Here is a 24,811-nt window from a genome sequence, read left to right as displayed (position 1 = left end):
AACTAAATGCCCCGTTTTTAGGACCATCAGACACTTACGTAGCCACATCCAAACAAAATTCATATTCATCCACATTTTTTCGTCAAAAAGTTTGGTGGTAATAAAAAAAGCCGTATCTTTGCAGCGCTTTAGAGAGATAAAGCGAACGAAAAATAAGTTTAAAGGGCGTTTAGCTCAGCTGGTTCAGAGCATCTGCCTTACAAGCAGAGGGTCGGCGGTTCGAATCCGTCAACGCCCACCTTTAAATTTATTATTTCACCGAAAGGTTTTCGGGCGTTTAGCTCAGCTGGTTCAGAGCATCTGCCTTACAAGCAGAGGGTCGGCGGTTCGAATCCGTCAACGCCCACCTTTAAATTTATTATTTCACCGAAAGGTTTTCGGGCGTTTAGCTCAGCTGGTTCAGAGCATCTGCCTTACAAGCAGAGGGTCGGCGGTTCGAATCCGTCAACGCCCACTTTTAATTTATTATTATACCGAAAGAACTTCGGGCGTTTAGCTCAGCTGGTTCAGAGCATCTGCCTTACAAGCAGAGGGTCGGCGGTTCGAATCCGTCAACGCCCACAGAAAATAAAGTCTGTTAATCATTAGATTAACAGACTTTTTTATTTATTCTCAACCGCACATTCACGCTTACTTCTGCTTTCGAGACAGAGGAACAGCTATCAGACGATCTAACGAGAATTTTCCGGGTCCCGTTATATACATCAGGATAAAAACCACCAAATAAATGAATGCTAACTCTTTCAAAGAAAATGGGTCATTCCCATGGATGACGAAAAAAGCCATTCCCATGGTAAAAATCATGGGGATCATCGCAAGCCGATAAAGGGCCCCGAATATAAAACCGATGGAGCAAGCAAGCTCCCCAAATATCGCAAGGCCCAAAGATATTGAATGCCCTACACCTAACGGATCAGGAAATGAGGCCGACATACTATCGAAATTTGTCCACTTTTGCATCCCATGAGATAATAGTAATCCACCGAAAAGCAAACGAAGCGCCAACAATAGTAATGAAATAGCCGTTCCATCCGGCTTCATTGGAAAAAGAAATTTGTAAATTACTGACATACTCTTCTGTTTTTAATCTTATCATTCTGTCTTTCTGATTATAAAACAAAATCAAGTTAAGGTTAGTTCAGTAAATATCCGTTTATAATCGGGGCTAAACTAAAAAAGCCCCCTTGATTTTTCAATCAAAGAGACTTCCTTTCCTTCGTGACCCGGGTGGGACTCAAACCCACGACCTTCAGAACCGGAATCTGACGCTCTATTCAACTAAGCTACCGAGCCAAAGACTGCGCAAAAGTACATATAATATCTTATTTAAACAAGTACAGGATAGAAATATTTCACTTCTGATATTTTGCATATAAGTCTTTTGTATATTCTGCCATTTTGCAAATAAAAACGATCATATTCTTGTTATTTTGCCATTAATCATTATCTTTGCCGCACATATTTTACAAACACAAAGTACAACAAGTATATGAGCTATCTTATTAAACCCGCAGGGTATAAAGCCTTACTTAACTTATCCCAGACTGAAATGGGAATCAAGAAGATCAAGGACTTTTTCCAGCAAAACCTCTCATCCGAGCTACGCCTAAGACGCGTAACCGCACCGTTATTCGTACTTAAGGGCATGGGTATCAATGATGATCTCAACGGGACTGAGCGAGCCGTTACTTTTCCAATCAAGGATTTAAACGACTCTAAAGCAGAGATCGTACACTCACTCGCCAAATGGAAACGACTGACACTCGCCGATTATCACATTGAAGAAGGTTACGGTATTTACACCGACATGAACGCCATCCGCTCAGACGAGGAGCTAGGCAATTTACACTCTTTATACGTGGACCAATGGGACTGGGAACGTGTAATGAGCGAAAGCGAACGTAAGATCGATTTCCTCAAGGAAATCGTCCGTCGCATATATGCCGCTATGGTCCGTACCGAATATTTAGTTTACGAGATGTTTCCTCAAATCCGCCCGACGCTCCCCCAACAGATTCATTTCATCCATTCCGAGGATTTGTTACAAAAATATCCTACCTTTACACCGAAAGAGCGGGAAGACGCTATTACCAAGGAATACGGGGCCGTATTCATTATCGGTATCGGATGCTCGCTAAGCAATGGAGAGAAGCATGACGGACGTGCTCCGGACTACGATGATTGGTCTACGATCGCCGAGAACGGACAAACCGGATTGAACGGGGATTTATTGGTTTGGGATGATGTACTAAACCGTTCTATGGAACTATCCTCTATGGGTATCCGCGTTAATAAGGAAGCCTTGCTACGCCAGTTGGATATTTGCAAAGCCGGGGAGAAAAAGGAACTATATTTCCACAAACGCCTCTTGAGCGGTGAACTTCCGCAAAGTATCGGCGGTGGTATCGGACAAAGCCGGTTGTGTATGTTCTATCTTCGTAAGGCCCATATCGGAGAGATACAGGCAAGTATCTGGCCGGAGGAGATGCGCAAGGAAGCACGTGCGGCTGGAATGATGCTTATTTAGTTAACAGCCAACTATTATATTATGGATGTAAAGATTGAAGAAAGCTGGAAAAAACGGTTAGCCGACGAGTTTGAAAAAGATTATTTCAAGCAATTGACCGATTTCGTTAAACAAGAATACCGCCAAGGTACTGTTTATCCTCCCGGTCCTTATATGTTCAACGCTTTTGAGCACTGCCCGTTCGATAAAGTGAAGGTCGTTATCCTCGGCCAAGATCCTTATCACGAGCCGGGACAGGCGCACGGACTTTGTTTCTCCGTGCAGGATGGGGTACCTTTCCCCCCTTCCCTCATCAATATATTCAAAGAAATACAAGATGATTTAGGGCATCCGGTTCCAACAACCGGCAATTTGATTCGTTGGGCAGATCAAGGCGTATTACTGCTAAACGCCACGCTCACGGTACGAGCGCATCAAGCCGGTTCCCATCAAAATAGAGGTTGGGAGACCTTTACCGATGCTGTTATTCATCGTCTGGCGGCTGAAAGAAGCCATATCGTTTACATATTATGGGGTTCCTACGCACAAAAGAAAGGTGCTTTCATCGATCCATCCCGTAATCTGGTTCTTAAATCAGCCCATCCGTCCCCTCTTTCCGCTTACCGGGGATTCTTCGGAAACAAGCATTTCAGCAAAGCCAATGATTATTTAATCGCAACTGGGCAAACTCCCATCGAATGGTAAGATCATTGAGAATTGAAAATTAGCTATACAATCCAATAATTTTCAATTCTCAATTTTCGGTTCTTAATACCACTGCTGTCCATCCCTATAATTACTTCTCTTATCATACTTCAAATCTTTCAATAAAGCAGAGCTTACAGCGATACTGAATGTATAGGATTTATAAGGACCAACCGGAACGAAACTAGCCGTCATTTGCCAGCAGTGCAAGTTACGAGTTACGTTACAAGTCATATAAGAAATCTTCTTAGCGTCAAAATCATAAGTAGCGTTAAAGTTAAAACGCCAGTTCTTTGTCGGCTGGATATTTCCGTTAAAGCTCAAAGAGTGAGTCAAGGCGTAATCATACTCCAGTTTAGAACGATTAAAATCACCATACCGCAAACTCAAACCATAACTAAACGAGAGGCTCCAAGGAATCTTGGAAATTAAATAGCCATCGGCATCTGTCTCACCGGTCTCTTTCTTTTTGCCCAACAGACGGCCACCACTTTCCTTGTTCTCGCCTTCTCCTCCTGCATCCGGGTTCAAGCCATCCGGATCTGCATTCGGATCCGTGGATGCCGATTGATTCCCAGATTTATCCGATGAACTATCACCTCCTCCAAACAACTTCTTAAACGTATCATTATTAAATGTATAAGAAAAACTGGTGCTAGTCCCTCTCAAACGACCAATACCCTTTCCTGCTTTCCAACGGGGAATATCGACACGCCGCCCATTCTCATCGTACGTATAGGTATCGAACTGACCATTCAAGTTCAACGTATAACTCTTGGATAATTTCAAACGTAAACCGACACTCAAGTCACTCCACTTAAATGAATCCGCCGCCATATTATAACTCATGCCTAACGACAGCTTATCGATCAGACTAATTTTCTTGAATCCAGTAGAGTCCTTATCCGAACGCACCTTCATCTCGATATTGTTATTTACGTCAAAACTGATATTTCCTTGTTTTCCCGTTCCCGGAACGCCATACATATTATGAGCGAACGGAGAATACGTATATTCACGATCCTCACCATTCGCGTCTTGATATACATAAGTCTCATAAAAACCAAAACGAGAAGAAGCGAAGTCCGGCTGGGCGCTTACCGTAATAGACGGCTCGAAGCGGTGACGGATCATCTCAACCTTATTACCCAAGAATGGCAACGGTTTATAAAAACCATACAAGGTAGTAGACGCAGAGATAGAAGCGTTAAAATCGTAAATACGATAAAAACCATACGTAGTGTCGCGGGCTACCAAAGCCTGTTTCTGCGTATCATATTCCTGTTCGATCTTGCTGGTGTACCAACGTTCCTTGTAATTGAAAGAGGGAGAAATATTCAAGTACTTGAGCACGGAGAATGTAGCGCTTACCGGAATCGAGTGCTGCATAGCATTCTGCCAATCTTTGATCAAATTCGATTTGAATAATAAGTTTTCTTTTGTCGTTATACTATTACTAAACGTACCGGAATAACTCATGGAGATCTTCTCGTACCAACGCTCCTTCCCGACCGGATGTTTCCGCTTGAAAGGGAAGATACGGCTCATCGTAACCGTCATGCTAGGCAAGGTTACGGCGATAGAAGAGTCACGGGTCGTCTGGTTTATACTCATCGTACCGGAGATCGTGAACGGGTTATTCGGGAAACGTTTCGTTACGTTGATGGATGAACTCTTCGTATTCTGGTTCACATCGGCATATCCATTCGCATTCGGGTATAAACTGTTCTGATTATTACGGTCATACGAAGAGGTCGAGAAGTTTACGCTCGCCGAGAAAGACAGATAAGGATTCGCCTTAGGGTCTTGCGTATGCGTCCAGTTAACCTTGAAGTCCTTGGATAAATTATAGTCTGGCAAGCCCTTATCTCCCAATTTCGTCACCAAATAAGAAGCATTAAAACTGCCCGAGAATTTATAACGTTTGCGGTAAGCCGACTTGGCCGACAATCCCCAAGATCCCTTGGTATAAATCTCTCCCAACAAAGCCAAGTCCATATAATCGCTCAAGGCGAAATAATATCCACCGTCACGCAAGAAGAAACCTCTGGTAGACTCGTCTCCGAAAGTCGGCATAATAATACCGGATGAATATGTACTCGAGAACGGGAAGAAACAGAAAGGTAACCCGATCGGATACAACGGCACGTCCTCCAAGACCAGATAGACCGGACCCGTTACGATATTCTTTTTCGGGCGCACCTTCGCTTTCGTCATCTGGATGTAAAAGTGAGGATGCTCATGCTCGTCGCAGGTCGTATACTTACCACCCACCATGTTCAAGATATCCCCTTCCATCTTTTTCGTTCGCCCGGCGGTAACATACCCTTCGCCCTGCTGGGTAATCACGTCCGTGATATATCCTTTCTTGGTACCAAAATTATACCGCATCGTCTTCGACTCATACTGCTGATCGCCCTCCTTAAACAACGGATAGCCAAACTCCTGCCCGATAGAGTCGAGTCCAAACTTAGCGAACACGATGCTACTATCCATATTCATCTCAATCAATTCGGACTGCAGCTCGATATTCTGGTATTTGACATCGCCTTCCCCGTAAAGATATGCCCAGTTGCCAGCCGTCATCACGATAGAATCGGTCGCTTGATAACTGACCGGAGCATCTAGCCCGGTCTGCTTTTCTGGAATCGAATCTCCCGCTAACGTTGTACTATCCGTAGGAGCCACCAAGAGAGAATCAGTCTGCGCCAAGCTATCGGCAGGAGCGACAATCTCCTGCGCCTGCACGCCCAAGCCTCCCAAGAGGAAAACGAATAGAATGATTAGGACTCTATATATCAAAAACATTACTTCGTTCTTTGCAGTGTGTTACAGCGTGCAAATGTATAATAAATAAACGAGCCCTTATGCTTTTATTCCCCTAAAAAGAGTTTACACCAGTGTTCAAACTGCTCAACTGTCTCATTTCCATACTTGGATAAGCTCTGTTTTATCTTATCAGCCGGTTTCTCTTTCGTCAATTTAGTCTTGCTAAAGAATTTATCAGCGAAACAGATCAATTGTTCTTCCAATGACACGGGACGCATATCCCGATGTGGAACAGGCAGGTTCCGTTCCTCGATCATGGCAAGCGAAAGCCCCGTTCCCGTATGCCTCTCGCAAACTAAGGCGTGGCGAGGATACCCCTCTTTCCGCATTAAATCGGCTCCCAGATAGCCATGGCAGATATAATCGGCCTCCCCATGGCAATCGATATCCGGTGCGTTACACAAAAAGATCCCTATGTCATGCAACATCGCCGCTTCCTCAATAAAAGTCAGATCCAGATTCATCTCCGGATGCAAACGGGCCAATGCTAATGCCTTATCCGCCACGCTGCGGCTATGAGTCACCAAAATCCGGTAGGCATCCGAACTTTCCGGATAATATTTCTTTATTATATCAAGAGGTTTCATCCTATTTATTTTTTTGCGAGACAAAAATAAACAATCTCTCTCACATATACTACTTCTCATCACTGATACCCCTGAAACCAATTGCCCAGTTTCAAATCTTTTATATCCGCACCTGTTTCCCGTTCGCCTCTCAAATACTCAGAGAAGTAATCGACCATCCGCCAGTAATAATACTCATTATAGTCATCAAAATGATGACGTTTTCCCGGTACGATCAACATATCAAAGCGTTTGCCAGCCTTGATCAACTCGTCCACGACAACAATGGTATTCGCCGGATGCACATTATTATCGATATCGCCATGGATCAATAACAGATGGCCTTTCAAATTCCTCGCCAATTCCTGATTGGTCGGGATGCGAATATCGAACGAGATATTTCCCATATCATCCGTGATCTCCTTTACCCCATGATGTTTCTCTCCCCACCACCGGTTATAAATGTTATTGTCATGATTGCCGGCACAAGATACCGCTACCTTAAAGAAATCCGGATAAAGCAGCATAGCCGCTGTAGACATGAAACCGCCACCGGAGTGTCCGTGTATGCCGACCCGGTTGATATCCATGAATTTATATCGAGCGCACAACTGCTCAATAGCTACTTTATGATCCGCCATCGGATAATCACGCAAATTTCCATATCCATAATTATGATACCACTTGGAGCGACTGGGATGCCCTCCCCTATGTCCCATGCACACCACGACAAATCCGGCTTGCGCCAAACGATCCGTACGAGGATTCATCGGGATGTAGCGAAAGAAAGTTCCCTCCTGTTGCGGTCCGGGGTATACATAGTTAATGACCGGATATACTTTCGTGGAATCAAAATCAAAAGGCTTATACATGACACCATACAAATCGGTCACCCCGTCGGCCGCCTTTACCGAAAAAGGCTCAGGGAATTTATAACCTGCCATGAATAATTGGGAGAAGTCACTCTCCTCCAAGGTCATCAATCGGTTACCTTGGTTATCATACAATGCCGTAGCCGGGATCGTATTGACACGAGAATAGTTATCCACGATATATCGCATGGATTTATCCATAGAGACCAGGTGGAAATAATCGCCCGGAGTAATCAGCTTTAAGCCCGAACCATCCAGATTCACCCGATACAAATGCTCGTAATAAGGAGTCGTATCTCCCTTTTCCCGGGCATTCGCCTTGAAGTAAACGACTCGATTCTTACTGTCCACGTCTACGATGGCGTCCACATGCCAAGGTCCTTTGGTGATACGGTTTTTCAAATTTCCTTGCGCGTCATATAGATACAGATGCGCCCAACCATCCCGTTCGCTCCAATGGATCAATTCCTTACCATTATCGGTCATCGCTAGCGGGCGGGTTTCCATAGAGGTATTTAGACGTTCCTCAATGATCGCTTTTACCGAATCCTCCCCGATCGTATACGAACAGATATCCACCCGTTTCATATCCCGGCTGACACGGGTCAAATAGAAGGTCTGGTTATCTCCCAACCAGATCGAGTTCCGAGTGAGTCCCGTACGCTCCTTATCCGGTTTGGAGGCTAGATTAATTATTTGATCTTTAAAACAATCCACCCGGATTTCTTTCCGCTTTCCGGCATTTTCCAAATCAAAGAGATATAAATGAACGATTGGAGAACCCGCCTCTCCCGGCATCTGATATTTATAGGTCTCAAGTGTAGGACGAGGTTTGGCGATCGAGTTAATCACCCATAAATCTTGCACCTCACGTTGATCCGACAAAGTCGCGACGAAATAACGACCATCGGGAGACCAGTTCCCCATTACATATTTCCGCTTATGGTCACATAAAGTATCGGTATTCAAGAAGGTCCGGGGCATACCAAAGCCAAAATCTTTTTCGCCATCCGTAGTCAAGGCGATCTCGGATATCGTCTTATCCTCCGGATTCTTCACGGCTTTCTCATAATCCTCATAACTCATGACATACAGATTCAGATCTTTCGCGAAGACGACCCGCTTTTTATCCGGCGATATATTCGCCCAACGGATTTTAGCAGGAATCTCGTCTTTCGTAATCCGAGTCAACCGGGAGGACGGATAATCATACGAGAAAAAATAGTTCCCGTTCGTACCCTTTATCGAGAAAGTAAACGTGCGATCATCTTCCTTTAAGCGTAAATCCTCGATAGGAAGTTGTTGTCCGGTAAAAGGCTCTCTCACGATCTCGCTTATCTGTGCCGCCAACTCATCCCGATCGAATAATAATCGTTTATTTCTCGAATCGGGGTCCACCAGATACCAGTTTGTCCCCTCACTCGTCTTATACTCGTACCAGAATTTGTCACTATTATTAAAATAATTGGGGGTAAGGGTATAAGAGAAAAGTAACTGTTCCGCATTCGACGGGGCGAAACGGCGTGCTTGCGTATATTCCGGCAGGACATCTTGCGCATAGGTGAAAGACGCCCACGACAAACTCAAGAAGGCTACCGCATAAAAAAGTGTTTTTACATTCATATTCTTAGTATTGTCTGTTATTCGCCTCAAAAGTATAAACTTTCTGTGAAAAACATTTCGTACTTTTGCGGTTAGTATACAGTTATTATATATGTAATGAAACAGATCTTTATATTTCTAGTCATACTTTTTAGCCTGACGCCAACGGTCTATTCACAAAACGCCCCGTTAAAGCTAGGTGCCGAGCGGATGGATGTCGTCACTCGTTTACTGAAGGGCAAGCGGGTAGGATTAGTGGTCAACCAGACTTCCATTTTGGAAAAGCGGCAGATTCATTTATTAGATGCGCTAGTAGCGGAAGGCGTAGACGTTAAGAAGGTGTTCGCTCCGGAACATGGATTCCGGGGAACCGGTGATGCCGGAGAGGAGATAAAAGACAGCCGGGACTTGAAAACAGGCATCCCCATCATCTCTATTTATGGGAAAAACAAGAAACCGTCCGCCGAGCAACTGGATGACCTCGACGTGATTGTTTTCGATATACAAGATGTAGGTGCCCGTTTCTATACCTATATCAGCACGATGCATTACGTGATGGAAGCCTGCGCCGAAAACAACAAAGAGTTTATCGTGTTGGACCGCCCGAACCCGAATGACTTCGTAGACGGACCGATCCGCCAGAAAGGATTCGAGTCTTTCGTCGGTGTCGATCCGCTCCCGATCTTGCACGGTTTGACCGTAGGGGAATTGGCATGGATGATCAATAAGGAAGGCTGGCTGAAAAGTGCGCCCGATACCTGCCGGTTAAAGATCGTAAAGATGGAGAATTGGAAACACGGAGATCCCTATTGGTTGCCGGTCAAGCCCTCTCCGAACCTCCCGAATGACCAGTCTATCCGCCTGTATCCGTCGCTTTGCTTTTTTGAGGCTACGAACGTTAGCGTGGGAAGAGGAACCTATTATCCGTTTCAAGTACTAGGTTTCCCGGACCCTAAATACGGGGATTTCACTTTTACCCCGACCTCCTTGCCCGGATTCGATACCAATCCCTTGCAAAAGGATAAAGTATGTTACGGCATCGATCTGCGGGAATATCCGTTCGAAGGAGGATTAACCTTGCGATTCTTCCTCGACTTCTACAATAAAGCGGGAAAGGATCAAGCCTTTTTCTTCTCCCGTCCGAACTGGTTCGATTTATTGGCAGGCACGAAGCAGCTCCGCTACCAGATCGTAAGGGGCTTATCCGAGAAAGAGATCCGGGAAAGTTGGAAACCCGAGCTGGATCAATACAAGGCCATGCGTAAAAAGTATTTACTTTATCCGGACTATCCTACTCAAAATAAAAAATAAGAACGAATGAATTATTGGGAATCGCATACCCAAGTCGCCGTACGTTTCCGCCGATTCGACCGGAAACGTTACGCCGCGTTCCGGAGTATGCACAAAGTCATTAACATTGGAGTCGTAACAGCAAGCACGTTACTATTCGCCCTGCCCGACACGGCGCAAGCCCAAAAGGTAATCGAGCCTAACCGGACCGGCGAGGAAGCTTCCGTAGAGCTGGAAGAGGTAGAAGTTACCGCCTCCCGTGCGCCTATCGCACGGAACCAAGCGACCAAGATCGTGACAGTCATTCCCGCCCGTGAGATCGCGGCGGCGCCTGTCACCAGTATCCAAGATCTTTTAGAATATGCCGCGGGAATAGACGTCCGGCAACGAGGAGAAGGAGGCACCCAAGCCGATATCTCCATCCGGGGAGGGACGTTCGACCAAATAGCGGTTCTCTTAAACGGGGTCAACCTCTCCAACCCACAAACCGGCCATTATAGTTTTGACCTCCCGGTGAATCTCTCGGACATAGAGCGCATCGAGGTGGTATCCGGCCCTTCTTCCCGTATATTCGGGGCCAGCGCTTTCGCCGGAGCGATCAATATCATCACGAAAACAGGAAAAGAGAACAGGATCTCGACCGACAATTACGCCGGAATGCATAAGCTCTGGAAACTGGAGGCTGCCATCAATCACGCGACCACTCATTTCGGACAGCGCCTTTCCGCAGGGTATGCCTCGTCCGGAGGGTATATAGACAATACGGACTTCAAACAATTAAATCTTTTTTGGCAATCGGAACTTAAAAGCGAGGAGGCCGATTTCCAATTCCAAGCCGGATACAACGACAAAGGTTATGGAGCGAATAGCTTCTACTCCGCTTCCTATCCCAACCAATACGACAAGACTCGCCGCTTCTTCCTCTCCGCCGGAGGAGAAACACATGGCAAAATCAAGTTCACCCCCAAGGTATACTGGACCCGACATTTCGACCGGTACGAGTTGTTCCGTAGCGATCCCGCCGATTGGTATACCGGGCATAATTACCATGAGACGGAAGTATTCGGAGCCAACCTCAACGCCACGACACAGTGGAAACTAGGAAGAACCAGTATGGGCGTGGAATTCCGAAACGAGGGAGTAAAGAGTAATGTATTAGGCAAGCCGATGAAGGAACCGCAGGATGTTCCTTTCGAGAAAGAGGGGCAATATCTAAAAAGCGATAACCGAAGTAACATCAGCTACTTTCTTGAGCATAACGTATTATTACGCCGCTTCACGTTGTCAGTCGGGGTCTTGGCAAACTATAATTCGGCCTTAAACGAAGGGATTCATTTCTATCCGGGAATAGATGCCAGTTACCGTATCGGGGACAATGTCCGTCTGTATGGGAGCTGGAACCGGGCATTGCGCATGCCGACTTTCACCGATCTTTATTATGAGGGTAAGACGAATAAAGGAAATCCGGACCTAAAACCGGAAGAAAGCGAGGCTTTCGAGGTCGGACTGAAATACAACACTTACTTCCTCCGGGCTCATATAGCCGGTTTTTACCGAAAAGGCAAGAACATGATCGATTGGGTGAAAGAGAAACCGGAAGATATCTGGGAAAGCCGAAATCTGACAAAAGTCGATAACCTTGGTTTCGAGACTAACCTGAGTTTATTACCGAGGGAACTGGGCAACGAACGGTTCTTTATCCGGAAAATAGAACTGGGATATGCGTTTATCCATCAAGACAAGGATAGTGAGGGGTATATATCGAATTATGCGTTAGATTATCTGAAGCACAAGTTCACGGCTCAATTAAGCCATTCTATCTGGAAAGGTTTTTCGGCCACTTGGTATGTCCGTTGGCAAGACCGGGCAGGTAGTTATACTAAATACGAGAATCTTAAGCCGGCTTATGAGGAACCTTACTCTCCTTATTGCTTAGTAGATATGAAAGTAAATTGGGAATATCAGCGGTTAAATCTATATGCGGAATTAAATAATCTGCTCAATTCCACTTATTATGATCTGGGAAATATCCCCCAACCGGGTATTTGGTTTAAGGCAGGATTCCGTTATAGTTTCAAATATTAATACCCAGTTGTAGAGACGGGGCGTGCCCCGTCTCTACAACTGGGTGATTTTATTTTTGCTTTTTGATCACCAACAACTTATCATTATTGGTCCCGAACAAAGCGATTTCCGTAACAGGAGCCGCCTCACCCTGTGCCTCAAAGCGCACCACCTTATTAAGCGCTTCCAGCAACTCACGTTCGCCGCTCATATCCGGGCAAGCCATTCGGGTAGTCGCTACCTGTGGGAACTTAATGATATTTCTATAAGCATCATTATATTCGATCTTCCCCATCAACCGATTGCAACCGGCATTTCCCGAAAGCCCTTGACGAGCCACGTCGAACACCAAAACCTGATGAGTCTCCTCGGGATTCAACGTCTTACCGTTCATCTCCACGACACCCCATTCACCATCCAGATCCGAGAAAGAAGCTACCACCGCTTTCTTGGATTTACAGCCGGCGAACAAACCGACGCCTACCAAAAGCAGGCAAATATAAAAAAGACCTTTTCGCATTAATTTCTCTCCAATACTAATAATACATTACCATCTTGGTCTACCAGCAACATCTCATTCTCATCTTTTCCGGCCTTCACGGAACGAACCTGATCCATCGATTGAAGCACGCTCGTCTCCAAATCCATATTCGGACAAGCCATCATCGTCGTAGCGCCCGGAGCGATCGTAATAGAAGATACATCTTCCGGATCTAACGTGATCGTCGTATTGAATAAATTACAGCCTGTATTTCCATGTAATTTCTTCTCAGCCATATTGAAGTCCATCTGCGGCAGGCCTTCTTCCAAGACTTTCTCACCTTTCACTTCTACCACATTCCATTTACCTTCCAACTTCTTCACATCTGTCTTGACGTCTGAACAAGAAAACATCATCCCAACGAAAGCGGGAAGCAAAAACGCATAAAACAATACCTTTTTCATCTTCATCATAATCTTTTATAAAATATCTATTGTAATTAGTAAGACGCAAATAGAAGGCGAAATGTTCCCAAGAGCACCCTGTTTTAGCTTATATTAACAGGATTCTTGATTAACATCCTCTTTTTCCACTTCTGCGTTCGCCACCGCAAACAGAGTACCGCTCCCCTGGAACACTCGTCCAAAGCAAAAGCGAACCACATCCCCGCTAAGCCTAATCCGAACACGATACCGAACATATACCCGCAGAACACGGCAAAGAACCACATACAGAATAACTCGATAATTACCGGGACCACGACGTCGCCTACCGAACGCAAGCAGAATAAGAACAGCAGTACCGTGGCCCGCCCTTGCTCCAAGAGTACATCTACCAGCAAGGCTCCCATCGCGATCGTTATAATCGCTTGATTCTCAGTAAATATCCCCAATAAAGGACGTCCCAGCAGATAAACCCCGGTACTAGCGACTAACGTAATCAGCAACGACCTCCTCCAAGCATACCAACTCAATAAATAAGCGGCTTGCTTCTTCCTCGCGCCCACCAAATTGCCGGTACAAATAGAAGTAGCTTGCGCGATCGACAAAGAAAAGATATAGCCGATTATTACGATATTCATCACATAAACACGAGCTGTCAAGTACTCATTACCCAGCATATTGATAAAGTAGACAATCGTCACCTGCGAGGCATCATACGAGATTTGTTCCGCTGCCGAAGGTAAACCGATCTTCAACACATCTTTCAACTTCTGAAACGGGAACGGACGGAAATAAGCCAAAGGGATACGAGGCACCAACCGCTTGAACAGCATGATAAACAAAAGTGTCATCGCCACTCCCCGGCAAACAGAGGTAGAGATAGCCGCTCCTTGTACACCGAGGGCAGGGAAACCGAAATGGCCAAATATCAACGCATAATTTCCAAACACATTCAATACATTGATCAGCAAGGTCACCTGCATCGCGTAATTCGGCTTGTTCGCCGCACGGAGCACCGCCGATATCGTAAAACTAACCGCTTGGAAGAAGCCGAACCCTCCGACAATGTGCATATAAGTCTCAGCGTCCGGCATCAGATCCGGACGGATATCCATCAGGACCAACATCTCCCTACCGAACAAGAAAAGCATCAAGCTGATCAAGCAACCTACGCCGGCGTTAAACAACAAGGAGGTTCCTAACACCTGAATAAAACTCTTATTATCTTTCGCCCCAAAATAGAGGGCGCACATGACAGACGTTCCGGTCGTGGTAATATTGAACAGCAGAAATACCATGTTCAGCAATTGATTAACCACACCTACCGCTGCCACCGCATTATCGGAATGATGGCTCAACATAAGCGTATCCACCACGCCTAAAGTCAACATCAGCAAGGTTTCCAGAAAGATAGGCCCTGTTAATTTAAATAATTTGCCTCTCAGCCCTCTCGGGGCACGGAATAGTCTATACATGTCCATTGATCTGCTTTCTACCTAAACACCTTTTTACGAGTCCGCGAAGGTACAAAGCTTTACGCTAAATAGGTTTCGCTATTTCTATTATTTTCCGTAAGTTTGTATCCGGTTGAATAATTTTTGATGAACAAACGAAGACAAATGGACAAGAAACTACCTATATGTATCGTATTAGCCATGTTGATGAGTTGTTTCTCCTGCAAACAGCCCCAACAGCCCACGGAAGACGCAGACATGGATACGCTGTGGGTGGATAGCTCACAACATCTGTATCAATACGGCATCTGTATCGATTCCTTGGACGTAAAAGAGTATTTGATGAAAAACGGGGATAATCCCGCCTCCATCTTCTCCGGGCTGGGCTTCACGGCCTTGAAAGCAGACAGTATCAGCAGGGCATCCACCCATGTCCTCGATCCGACGAAACTGCGAGCCGGCATGCATTATTACACATTTTCCACGGTAGATTCCTTGGAGACGATCCGATATATCGCCTTCGCCAAGTCGCTGACCGATTATGCCGTAATCGACTTGACCGGAGATACGATCAACGCCTATGAATTTAATAAGCCGATCACCCTCAAGAAAAAATATACGGAAGGAGTATTAAACTCTTCCCTATGGAACGTGATCAAGGCCAACGGAGGTGATCCGTATCTGGCGATCAAGATATCGGACGTGTACGCTTGGCAAATCGATTTCTTCGATATCAAGGATGGAGACTCCTTCAAGGTTCTATACAATGAGGCTTACATCGACGATACCACCGCCTTGAGCATCGCCTCTATCGAGGGGGCTATCTTTACGCATCAAGGCAAGGATTTCGTGGCGATTCCTTTCACCCAAGACAGTATCTTCGAATACTTTGATGAGGAAGGGAACAGCCTTCGCAAAGCGTTCTTGAAAGCACCATTAGACTTTTTCCGGATCACATCCCGTTTTACGAACGCTCGTTTCCACCCGATCCTCAAACGATACCGGGCGCATCATGGGGTTGATTACGCGGCACCGGCCGGTACACCGGTACGCAGCATCGGAGCTGGTACAGTTATCGCCAAGGGATATCAAAACGGCGGGGGCAATTTCCTGAAAGTGAAACATAACTCCGTATACACCACGACTTATATGCACTTAAGCCGCTTCGCCAAAGGAATCCAAGTAGGCAGCCATGTGCAACAAGGCCAAGAGATCGCTTATGTAGGCTCCACCGGACTCTCTACCGGACCGCATCTAGACTTCCGTGTCCACAAAAACGGGCAACCTATCGATCCGCTAAAAATGGAAGCTCCCCCTTCTGAACCGGTGAAACCGGCCTATAGAGATAGTTTCGCTTTCGTTAAGCGGCAAATCTTGGCGGAAATAGATAGCTTTCATGTAGCCACAGTTAGTAAAGCATCTGTTATATATGAGAAAGATAGTATCAACCATTTAAATAACTAGCGTATGAAATTCTTGGGGAATATAATATGGTTACTCTTCGGAGGGATTATAACAAGTGTAGAATATCTGATATCCAGCCTAATACTAATGATAACGATCATTGGTATACCTTTTGGCCTCCAGACCTTAAAATTAGCGATACTGGCTTTATGGCCTTTTGGCAGCCGTGTCGTAGACGAGGGGAATTCCGGAGGATGCCTGTCACTTATCATGAATGTGATCTGGATATTCGTCGGAGGCTTTTGGATTTGCCTTACGCATCTGGGATTCGGCCTTTTGCTATGTATCACGATCATCGGCATCCCTTTCGGCATGCAACATTTTAAGATGGCAGCTTTAGCCTTGGCGCCTTTCGGAAAGAGCATCCAATAAGGGAACGTCTGACTTTTCTGTAGAAGACAGACATCCGGCAAGAATTTAGGCTAGGATAAGGTATTATACCTATTTCTTTCTATACCTATACATTCTCGCTCCTTATTCTATTTCATAAATCACGGTATGGTACGTACAGACCACGCCTTGGTTTGTATAGATCAAGCCTTGGTCTGTAGAGTTCACGGCGTGATCTGTAGAATTATACTAGATATTCAAATGAATTCATCCGATATCTTTCAAGTATTCATAAAGAAGGAGGGAAGTATAAATAGCGTTCATATACATCTCCCTCATAGGGCCTAGGGGCGTTATAGCTCGATCTGGGAAACCGAAACCGGAGTATTCATGAAGATAGAGGCCGCCTCAGAAAACTTCTCTGCCGACTCCGTGGTAAGAAAACGGCAACTTCCTCCCTTCGTGAGTTTACGATCCATTTCCGGGTGACGCCCTAAATAATCTCGCAAACTCTCCGCTACATGCTCGCCTTGCGAGAATAGAGTGATTCCGGAAGGAAGAAAAGCACGGATCTTATCCATCAAAAGGGGATAGTGAGTACATCCCAAGATAAGCGTATCGATTTGCGGATCTACGGATAATAGATGGTCGATATACTTTTTCACGAAATAATCCGCTCCCGGAGAATTAAACTCATTATTCTCCACCAAAGGAACCCACATGGGGCAAGCTTCGCCTGTCACTTGGATATGTGGGTACATCCTGCCGATCTCTATCGTATAAGAATTGGACGTAATCGTACCGCTCGTACCTACGATACCGATATGTTTAGTACGGCTGATCGTATCCACTAACTCAACTGTAGGACGGATGACTCCCAATACACGACGATTGGGATCCCATGTAGGCAAGTCTTTTTGTTGGATCGTACGAAGCGCTTTCGCGGATGCCGTATTACAAGCCAAGATCACCAATTGGCAACCCGACTCAAACAAGCGCGATACCGCCTGACGGGTAAATTGATAAACGACCTCGAACGAACGGGTTCCATAAGGAGAACGTGCGTTATCGCCCAGATAAACGTAATCATAACCGGGCATCAACTGATGGATCTTATCGAAAATCGTAAGTCCGCCATAACCTGAGTCAAAAAGACCGATCGGACCGGGAGTTTGTGGAAACATATCAGAAACCTTCTTTTATAAAGTACAAAGGGTGCAATCCTTTCGGAAAACACCCCCTCTTTTATTCTATAGAATAAATTTTCTCGCTAATTACAAACCGAGTTTCGTACGAACAAACGGAGTTGCGTCTACTGCGTTAGTACCCGTATAAAGCAAAGCTGCCGGATCGATGATATACGTATATCCCTTCTCCTCGCCTACCTTCTGGATAGCCTCGTGCAACTTCTGTTGGATCGGTTGCAACAATTCCTGTTGTTTCTTTTGTACGTCTTGCTGAGCTACCTGAACGAAGTTATCCATACGTTCTTGGATATCTTGAATCTCTTGCATTCTTCTCAACTTGATATTTTCTGTCAATGAATCTTGCTGCGCTACGAAGTCTGAATATTTCTTTTGGTATTCATCTTGCATTTGCTTCAATTCAACTCTATATTTCTCATTCAAGTCTGCCATTTGTTTTTCCATACCAGATACCTCCGGCATAGCCATAAACACCTCTTGAGTTTTTACAAACGCAATTTTAACTTCCTGAGCGATAGCTCCCAACGGGAGAATCATCAACAATAAAACAATAAGTTTCTTCATTTTTACTATATAATTACTTTGTTATTAATCAAGCTTTCACACTTTTCATGCATAAAGCGCACAAATGTAAGCATTTATTTTGAATATCCTAACTTAATCAGCACTTCATTACTGATATCGATCTTCGGAGAAGCGAAAATAATGCTCATAGCTGAAGCTCGATCCCAAACAATTTGATATCCCTTGTCTTCCGAGATTTCTTTCACCGCATTATACACCTCGTCTTGAATCGGTTTCATCAAACTCTCGCGTTTCTTATATAACTCACCCTCAGGACCGAAATATTTACGTTTCAGATCTTGCGCCTCTTGCTCTTTCTTCACGATCTCTTCCTCACGTTTCGTTTTCATCTCGGCGGAGAGGAATACCAGATCGCTCTGATAATTCTTATACATATTCTGAGCTTCTTGCTGAATCGCTTCCACCTCATTTTGCCATTTCTTGGAAACTTGGCTCAACTGCTCATTGGTCATTTCGTAAGCCGGAATATTCTTCAATATATATTCCATGTCGATTAAAGCGAACTTCTGTGCCATGCCGGCAAAAGAACAAAGCAACATCAGACAGCTCAATGTGATAATCTTTTTCATACTCTCTTTATTTATAGTTCTACTTTATGACTGCAAATATAACAGAGGGTTTACTTACAGCCTACCAATATTCGTTAAAAGTATTTATTTAAATGTAGAGACGGGGCGTGCCCCGTCTCCACATACGGAACACGCCCCGTCTCTACATACGAAGCTATACCCGATCTATATTTTAGAATTCCTGTCCGATGATAAAGTGCAGGTTACTACCGCTACGTTTACTATTAGATCCATAATTCGGCTCGTCGAAACCATAAGCCCAGTCGAGTCCCATCAAACCGATCATCGGCAAGAATATACGGACACCGACACCAGCGGAACGTTTCAAGTTAAACGGATTAAAATTCTTCAAATCAGTCCAAGCGTTACCAGCCTCCACAAATACCAATCCGTAGATCGTAGAGGAAGGCTCCAGCAAGAACGGATATCTCAACTCCATAGCCAAACGAGAATAAGCGTATCCATAAGAGTTGTAACCACCATTACCGGCGATACTACCATTCTCATAACCTCTCAAACCGATCGTTTCCTGAGCATAGGTACTGGAGTAACCACTCATACCGTCACCACCCATATAGAAGGTCTCGAACGGAGACTTCTTATTTTTATTATAAGTACCTAAGAAACCATACTCAACACGGGTCATCAATACCGGCGTACGTTTCACGGTCAACGGAGCCAACGGAGAGAATATCTTCGCTTTGAACTTCCATTTATGATACTCGATGAATTTATATTTATCCGGGTCTGAGCTTGACATCGCTCCATAATCCTTATTATCAAACAAAGAATAAGGAGGCGTAGCCGCTACGGACAGCATAAATTGTGAACCCTTACGAGTATACAACGGGTTATCGATAGAGTTACGTTGCAACATCAACTCCAAGTTGATATTATGGCAATTTCCGTTATTAACCAAGAAATAATCCCAATCATGCATCATATACAGCTGATAGTTCAACGTCGCCATGAACTGGAAGTAGTCATCCGGCCAATTCAAGCGTTTACCATAACCAGCCGCTAAACCGAACATCATGATAGACTTATCCGGGTCGTAAGCATACTCATAACTATTATTGTAACCATAGTTGCCGTAATAGTTGCTACCATAGCCATAACCGCCCCCATAATAACCGGGATAACCATAGCCATAGCCCGGATAGCCATAACCATAACCGGAATTGGTCAAGTAATTGCTACTGATATCGGTTTGCTTTGAGAAATAAGCGCTGACAGACAATGTATTCGGTCGTTTACCGCCGAACCAAGGATCCATGAAGGAGATGCTGTAAGCCTGATAGTAACGCCCGTTCGTCTGGCCGCTCAAGGTCAATGTCTGTCCCTCACCTTGCGGGATGATGCCCTTATAGGTTTTCGGGTTCAAGAAGTTCTTCATAGAGAAGTTCGTAAACTTCAAACTTAACTTACCGATCACACCCGTCTGTCCCCAACCAGCGGAGAACTCGATCTGGTCATTCGCCTTGGAAACCAAGTTATACTCAATATCCACGGTTCCATTCTCAGGATCAGGCAGCGGCACCGGATTCATGTTTTCCGGGTCGAAGTGTCCCATCTGGGCCAACTCACGAACGGAACGCATCAAGTCGTCACGGCTGAACAACATACCCGGCTTGGTACGCAACTCACGGCGAACGATATCCTCATACAAACGGTCATTACCATTAATGATAATACGGTTGATCGTCGCCTGCGGACCCTCTTGGATACGGATCTCTAACGAGATAGAGTCATTCGCTACATCCACCTCTACCGGATCGGCGTTGAAGAACAAATAACCGTTATTAAAATAGACATTCGAAACGGCATCATCATCCGTACTCAAACGTTCGTTCAATTTCTTTTGATTATACACCTCGCCTGGCTTCATACCCAACACGGCCATCAAATAGTCCGTAGAATATTGCGTATTACCCACGAAGCGAATATCTTTCAAATAGTATTTCTCACCTTCATCCACTTTCAAGAAGATATCTACCTTCTTCTCGTTAAAGTTCGCTACGCTATCAAACAACAATACGGCGTCGCGATAACCATGCTCGTTATATTTAGCGATTATATTTTTCTTATCGTTCTCATATTCCTCAGTCGTGAACTTCTTCGTGCTGAACATCTCCATGATACTGGTTTTCCAGTCGTTCGGCAAGCTAAACTTCTCGTTCGTCTTCTTCATCGCCTTCTTCAACTCCCGGGCGGTCAGTTTTTCGTTACCCTCAAAATAGATACGATGGATCTTGGTCTTTTCATTCTTATCGATATTGATATCCACGATCACCTCGCCCTCGTTCGCGGGATCGTCCTTTTGCTCGATCTCGACATCCACGTTCTTAAAGCCTTTGCCATCGAAGAACTTCTGGATCACGATCTTGGCACGGTCCATGACGTTCGGTGTCACCTGAAAACCTTTCTTCAAACCCAGCTTCGCCTCCAAGTCCTCACGCTCGCCTTTCTTGATCCCGTGGTAATTGACTTGCGAGATACGCGGACGCTGCTTCAGCTGGATCTCCAGCCAAATCTGGTCGCCCTCGATCTTCGTTGCCAAGATCTTCACATCCGAAAACAAGCCATGTTTCCAAAAACGCTTCACTGCTGTAGTGATCTCTTCCCCCGGCACGGTAATCTCATCGCCTACCGACAAGCCCGAGAAGCCGATCAACACAAAATCATCATAATTCTTGATACCCGTAATCTTTATATCCGCGATCTTGTATTTCTTCGGAGCTAACGAGTACGAAATGACCGGCACTTCTGCCGGCGCCTCAACTTGGGTAGTGTCTATTTCTTGGGCAAACGCACCGCAAGCGAAACCCAAGCAAATAAAAAACAGCACTATTCTTTTGTACATATAACAGCTATTGTTTATAAGATTAATTGCTCACTTGTCTTACCGAAACGACGCTCACGTTGCTGGTAATACAATATAGCCTCATACAACTCTTCTTCTCTGAAATCCGGCCAAAACACATCCGTAAAGAAGAATTCAGCATATGACAACTGCCATAGCAAGAAGTTACTGATGCGTTTCTCTCCTCCGGTCCGTATCAAAAGATCGGGATCGGGGATATTTTTGGTCGTCAAGTGGTCCGAGACCATAGCCTCGGTTATATCATTGGGGTTTATTTTCTGTTCCAAGACCTCTTGGGCGAGTTGCCTAGCCGCTCTGGTGATCTCCCACCGGGAAGAATAACTAAGCGCCAGAACAAGTGTGGTTCCCGTGTTCGCCGAAGTCATATCGATACATTCTTGCAATGTATTATACGCATCCTCACGCAAGCGGGAAAGGTCGCCTATGGCGGTAAGGCGGACGTTTTTCTTCATCATGTCCGGAGTCTCCCGGTGAATGGCGGAGACCAACAAGCTCATCAATGCTTGGACCTCTTCTTCCGGACGATTCCAGTTCTCGGTAGAGAAAGTGTACAACGTCAGATATTTCAATCCGAGTTGAGTGACCGCATCCATAATCTTACGGACCGAAACGACGCCTTCCTGATGCCCGAAGCTACGGTCTTTCCCCTTCGCCTTGGCCCAACGTCCGTTCCCGTCCATAATAATTGCCACGTGCCGTGGCAAGCGATTCTTGTCTATTTTCTCAATCAACGACATTTTTTATCTTACTAATATTCACTTATATTTTTCGCATTGTTACAAGTACGGCACCTCGGGCCGAAATCCCATGTAACAGACAACAACAAGAAAGAGTACCAATCTTTATTCTTAAGAGCGCTACCCTTAACACCATACGGATCGTCCAACATGTCCTTTCCCTCTAGGCCATCGCCAAATAACTTACGAAACGAGAACTCGCACCCTAAATTAAGGCGGTTCTTGATCTTATATTTCATGCCCACGCCTAAAGGAATATTCGGGCTGGCGAAAGTCTTCCCGCCACCCGGAGCCACCGTCAGCCCAATGCCCACCAAGACATAAGGAGAGAAACGCTTCGCCCCCGCATAGTCGAACTTATCGCTATACGGGAAAAAGTTGAACTCCGCCTGTCCCCCCAACTCCATGATACTACGGTTGAAAGAGGTTTGGGCATTATTCGGAAAAACGTTCTCCATACCTTCGGTCTTACCGGAAACCTGTCCCCACATCAAGTTGGCTTTCAAGGCCCAACGAAAGTTGATGTTATACCGGAACACGGCTCCCACCGCCGGATTCATTCCTTTAAATATCGTATTCTTGTTGGCGTCACCCATATAAAAGGCACCACCAGCTATACCACCGATCTCGTACTTATATTCCTGCGCCCAAAGCGTAGGGACCGTACCCGCTAATAGGATGATTATGAGAAGCCGCTGAAAAAAAGTTGAAGTCATAAGCCTTGCTGTTATATATACCACACTTCTTTTTCTAACGCTAAAAGCCTCATAAAATTATACATCTCCTATCGAACTTTTCTATTCCTTCGGGATCAAACGATTGATACGGCCTCTCCAAAGTTGGTTCAAGTCATTGGAACCAGTGCTGGTCTTTCCCCCGAAAATGTTCACGAAATTCTCTTTATCCACAATAATTGAGGAAAAGCCTCTCGCCGCATAGTCGGTCGGTAACACCACCATCGAGTCGATCAACGACCAAGAAATACCATAATCTATCGATTGATACATATCTTTCAATGCCTTGTTCGAAGCGTCGATACCTCCGATCAAGAAAAACTTATCGTCATAATTCGTGATCATCGCTCCCTCACGCTTCGTGAAGTTTGCGTCACCGGAAGCCATCAACGCCCAAGAGATACCATCCATGGTCGCCCAAGTCGTATTAACCACTTGGTTGTCCGCGGTACGTCCGCCGGCGGTCATCAAGTACTCATGATACATTGCGGCATATTGGAGATTGCTAAATCCGGTAACAGGGAATCCGCTAGCCACCGCATCTCCGGCGATCCACTCCATGGATTCGTTCATCGCATAGAACGCTAGCTTTCCTTCCTGATCCACGATCGTAGCTAAGGCGGAAGGCTGTTTCGTGCCCTGCTTCACGCTACCCAAAACGTATTTCACGGAAGGGGCGTTCTCTACAGCGCTCCAAGTCAAGCCATCCTCGGATCTATATAATGTGCCATTTGTAGCCGGCACATATAAAGCATTGTTATACTCAGTAATCTGGGAGATCAAAAGCCCATCGGAAGGCAGACCGGCCAAGGATAATGACTGCCAGCCCTTAGGCGCACTTACCGAAGCGTAATATAATTGGTAAGGTTTACCGGACTCGGCGGGTTTCACATACATAAAGTAATTCTCCGATCCATTATAATCGTAGGTTACCACCTTCTGATCCTTCACGGTAATGCCAATCATAGGATTCGCGTACATACTCCAAACCATAGAGTCCGGAACCACTTGATGGATATTCACCTGCGCCATATAGACTTTTGTCGTGACTTGGTCATACGCATGAACCACGAACTTTACCGGAGCGGAGAAATCGATGGAATCCGACAAACTACTTAAATAATAAGTGGAATCGGGATAAGCCTCGGGACTAGCCTCCACGCCACCTATCACTGAAGAATTAGCGAACCCAATCTTACAAACCACTTTCTCGATCTTCGTACCAAAAGGTAAAGAGTCTATATTAAAAATCCGTCCCGTTAGCTGGTCTATCGTAAACTTCACAGTATCCAACCCCGACACAGAATCATGACTTAATGAAAAAGTATGTATCTGGCAATTCTTAATAGCTTCTACACCAACGATTTCATCTGACTTCAAACAAGAAGACAGCACTAACGCAAAACAACCTGTTATAAATAGTACTAATTTATTTTTCATCAAAAACATAAGTTTGTCGCATATAAAGGCACAAAAGTAGAAACATTTTTT

General features: G+C 45.2%; 20 protein-coding genes and 5 tRNA genes. 10 read left to right on the top strand and 15 right to left on the bottom strand.

Annotated elements, in window-relative coordinates:
- Positions 1–163 precede the first annotated feature (163 nt).
- From DWY79_RS06290 to DWY79_RS06275, 4 genes are all read left to right on the top strand, one after another.
- A tRNA-Val gene (locus DWY79_RS06290) sits at positions 164–238 on the top strand.
- Positions 239–271: 33 nt separating this feature from the next.
- A tRNA-Val gene (locus DWY79_RS06285) sits at positions 272–346 on the top strand.
- Between the two features lie 33 nt (positions 347–379).
- A tRNA-Val gene (locus DWY79_RS06280) sits at positions 380–454 on the top strand.
- A gap of 32 nt (positions 455–486) precedes the next feature.
- Positions 487–561: transfer RNA gene (locus DWY79_RS06275), tRNA-Val, on the top strand.
- A 69-nt stretch (positions 562–630) separates the two neighbouring features.
- Here DWY79_RS06275 and DWY79_RS06270 read toward each other — a convergent pair.
- Both DWY79_RS06270 and DWY79_RS06265 read right to left on the bottom strand, forming a co-directional pair.
- On the bottom strand, positions 631–1,071 hold the full coding sequence (locus DWY79_RS06270) for a DoxX family protein (protein ID WP_005867918.1): 441 nt from the start codon (positions 1,069–1,071) through the stop codon (positions 631–633).
- Between the two features lie 148 nt (positions 1,072–1,219).
- A tRNA-Arg gene (locus DWY79_RS06265) sits at positions 1,220–1,293 on the bottom strand.
- Between the two features lie 196 nt (positions 1,294–1,489).
- Between DWY79_RS06265 and asnA the strand changes: the two genes are divergently transcribed.
- Both asnA and ung read left to right on the top strand, forming a co-directional pair.
- Positions 1,490–2,527 (top strand): aspartate--ammonia ligase, encoded by a 1,038-nt coding sequence (gene asnA / locus DWY79_RS06260; protein WP_005858945.1) that lies wholly within the window; start codon positions 1,490–1,492, stop codon positions 2,525–2,527.
- A gap of 21 nt (positions 2,528–2,548) precedes the next feature.
- Positions 2,549–3,211 (top strand): uracil-DNA glycosylase, encoded by a 663-nt coding sequence (gene ung / locus DWY79_RS06255; protein ID WP_057327877.1) that lies wholly within the window; start codon positions 2,549–2,551, stop codon positions 3,209–3,211.
- A gap of 63 nt (positions 3,212–3,274) precedes the next feature.
- On the opposite strand, the gene DWY79_RS06250 is transcribed toward ung, so the two are convergent.
- The 3 genes from DWY79_RS06250 to DWY79_RS06240 all read right to left on the bottom strand — a co-directional run bounded on the left by DWY79_RS06250 (position 3,275) and on the right by DWY79_RS06240 (position 9,101).
- Positions 3,275–6,019: a putative LPS assembly protein LptD gene (locus tag DWY79_RS06250; RefSeq protein WP_122369035.1), complete on the bottom strand. Its 2,745-nt coding sequence runs from the start codon at positions 6,017–6,019 to the stop codon at positions 3,275–3,277.
- Positions 6,020–6,084: 65 nt separating this feature from the next.
- Entirely contained in the window at positions 6,085–6,627 is a 543-nt protein-coding gene (locus DWY79_RS06245; protein ID WP_005867908.1) for an HDIG domain-containing metalloprotein, read from the bottom strand.
- Between the two features lie 59 nt (positions 6,628–6,686).
- Positions 6,687–9,101: a DPP IV N-terminal domain-containing protein gene (locus DWY79_RS06240; RefSeq protein WP_122369034.1), complete on the bottom strand. Its 2,415-nt coding sequence runs from the start codon at positions 9,099–9,101 to the stop codon at positions 6,687–6,689.
- Positions 9,102–9,197: 96 nt separating this feature from the next.
- Between DWY79_RS06240 and DWY79_RS06235 the strand changes: the two genes are divergently transcribed.
- Together DWY79_RS06235 and DWY79_RS06230 are read left to right on the top strand one after the other, a co-directional pair.
- The gene (locus tag DWY79_RS06235; protein ID WP_122369033.1) at positions 9,198–10,391 is read left to right on the top strand and encodes an exo-beta-N-acetylmuramidase NamZ domain-containing protein; all 1,194 of its coding nucleotides are present in this window, start codon (positions 9,198–9,200) and stop codon (positions 10,389–10,391) included.
- A gap of 6 nt (positions 10,392–10,397) precedes the next feature.
- Positions 10,398–12,455, top strand: a complete 2,058-nt coding sequence (locus tag DWY79_RS06230; protein ID WP_122369032.1) for a TonB-dependent siderophore receptor — start codon at positions 10,398–10,400, stop codon at positions 12,453–12,455.
- A gap of 49 nt (positions 12,456–12,504) precedes the next feature.
- On the opposite strand, the gene DWY79_RS06225 is transcribed toward DWY79_RS06230, so the two are convergent.
- From DWY79_RS06225 to DWY79_RS06215, 3 genes are all read right to left on the bottom strand, one after another.
- The gene (locus DWY79_RS06225; protein ID WP_008772651.1) at positions 12,505–12,954 is read right to left on the bottom strand and encodes an META domain-containing protein; all 450 of its coding nucleotides are present in this window, start codon (positions 12,952–12,954) and stop codon (positions 12,505–12,507) included.
- A complete protein-coding gene (locus DWY79_RS06220; protein ID WP_005858961.1) occupies positions 12,954–13,379 on the bottom strand; it encodes an META domain-containing protein in 426 nt (141 codons plus the stop codon). The genes DWY79_RS06225 and DWY79_RS06220 overlap by 1 nt, the downstream gene beginning before the upstream one ends.
- An 83-nt stretch (positions 13,380–13,462) precedes the next feature.
- Positions 13,463–14,833, bottom strand: coding sequence for an MATE family efflux transporter (locus DWY79_RS06215; protein WP_044545557.1), 1,371 nt, complete (start codon positions 14,831–14,833; stop codon positions 13,463–13,465).
- A 126-nt stretch (positions 14,834–14,959) separates the two neighbouring features.
- Between DWY79_RS06215 and DWY79_RS06210 the strand changes: the two genes are divergently transcribed.
- Together DWY79_RS06210 and DWY79_RS06205 are read left to right on the top strand one after the other, a co-directional pair.
- Positions 14,960–16,276 carry a M23 family metallopeptidase gene (locus DWY79_RS06210; RefSeq protein ID WP_370449925.1) on the top strand — a complete coding sequence of 439 codons (1,317 nt, stop codon included), beginning with the start codon at positions 14,960–14,962 and terminating at the stop codon, positions 16,274–16,276.
- A gap of 3 nt (positions 16,277–16,279) precedes the next feature.
- Positions 16,280–16,648: a YccF domain-containing protein gene (locus tag DWY79_RS06205; RefSeq protein WP_005858967.1), complete on the top strand. Its 369-nt coding sequence runs from the start codon at positions 16,280–16,282 to the stop codon at positions 16,646–16,648.
- 311 nt (positions 16,649–16,959) lie between these two features.
- Here the strand turns inward: DWY79_RS06205 and murI are convergent, their stop codons facing one another.
- From murI to DWY79_RS06170, 7 genes are all read right to left on the bottom strand, one after another.
- Positions 16,960–17,790, bottom strand: a complete 831-nt coding sequence (gene murI, locus DWY79_RS06200) for a glutamate racemase (RefSeq protein WP_122369030.1) — start codon at positions 17,788–17,790, stop codon at positions 16,960–16,962.
- A gap of 90 nt (positions 17,791–17,880) precedes the next feature.
- Positions 17,881–18,375: an OmpH family outer membrane protein gene (locus tag DWY79_RS06195; RefSeq protein ID WP_005858972.1), complete on the bottom strand. Its 495-nt coding sequence runs from the start codon at positions 18,373–18,375 to the stop codon at positions 17,881–17,883.
- 74 nt (positions 18,376–18,449) lie between these two features.
- Positions 18,450–18,965, bottom strand: a complete 516-nt coding sequence (locus DWY79_RS06190) for an OmpH family outer membrane protein (protein WP_005858974.1) — start codon at positions 18,963–18,965, stop codon at positions 18,450–18,452.
- A gap of 172 nt (positions 18,966–19,137) precedes the next feature.
- On the bottom strand, positions 19,138–21,828 hold the full coding sequence (bamA, locus tag DWY79_RS06185) for an outer membrane protein assembly factor BamA (RefSeq protein WP_122369029.1): 2,691 nt from the start codon (positions 21,826–21,828) through the stop codon (positions 19,138–19,140).
- A gap of 14 nt (positions 21,829–21,842) precedes the next feature.
- Entirely contained in the window at positions 21,843–22,586 is a 744-nt protein-coding gene (locus DWY79_RS06180; RefSeq protein ID WP_008772657.1) for an isoprenyl transferase, read from the bottom strand.
- Positions 22,587–22,597: 11 nt separating this feature from the next.
- Positions 22,598–23,302: a DUF6089 family protein gene (locus tag DWY79_RS06175; protein WP_122369028.1), complete on the bottom strand. Its 705-nt coding sequence runs from the start codon at positions 23,300–23,302 to the stop codon at positions 22,598–22,600.
- A gap of 81 nt (positions 23,303–23,383) precedes the next feature.
- A complete protein-coding gene (locus DWY79_RS06170) occupies positions 23,384–24,760 on the bottom strand; it encodes a DUF6242 domain-containing protein (RefSeq protein ID WP_005867894.1) in 1,377 nt (458 codons plus the stop codon).
- Positions 24,761–24,811 lie beyond the last annotated feature (51 nt).

The organism is Parabacteroides sp. AF27-14, from assembly GCF_003635425.1.
Lineage (GTDB): Bacteria > Bacteroidota > Bacteroidia > Bacteroidales > Tannerellaceae > Parabacteroides > Parabacteroides distasonis.
Note: the sequence above shows the minus strand (reverse complement) of the source record. Positions and strands in the feature narration are given on the sequence as shown.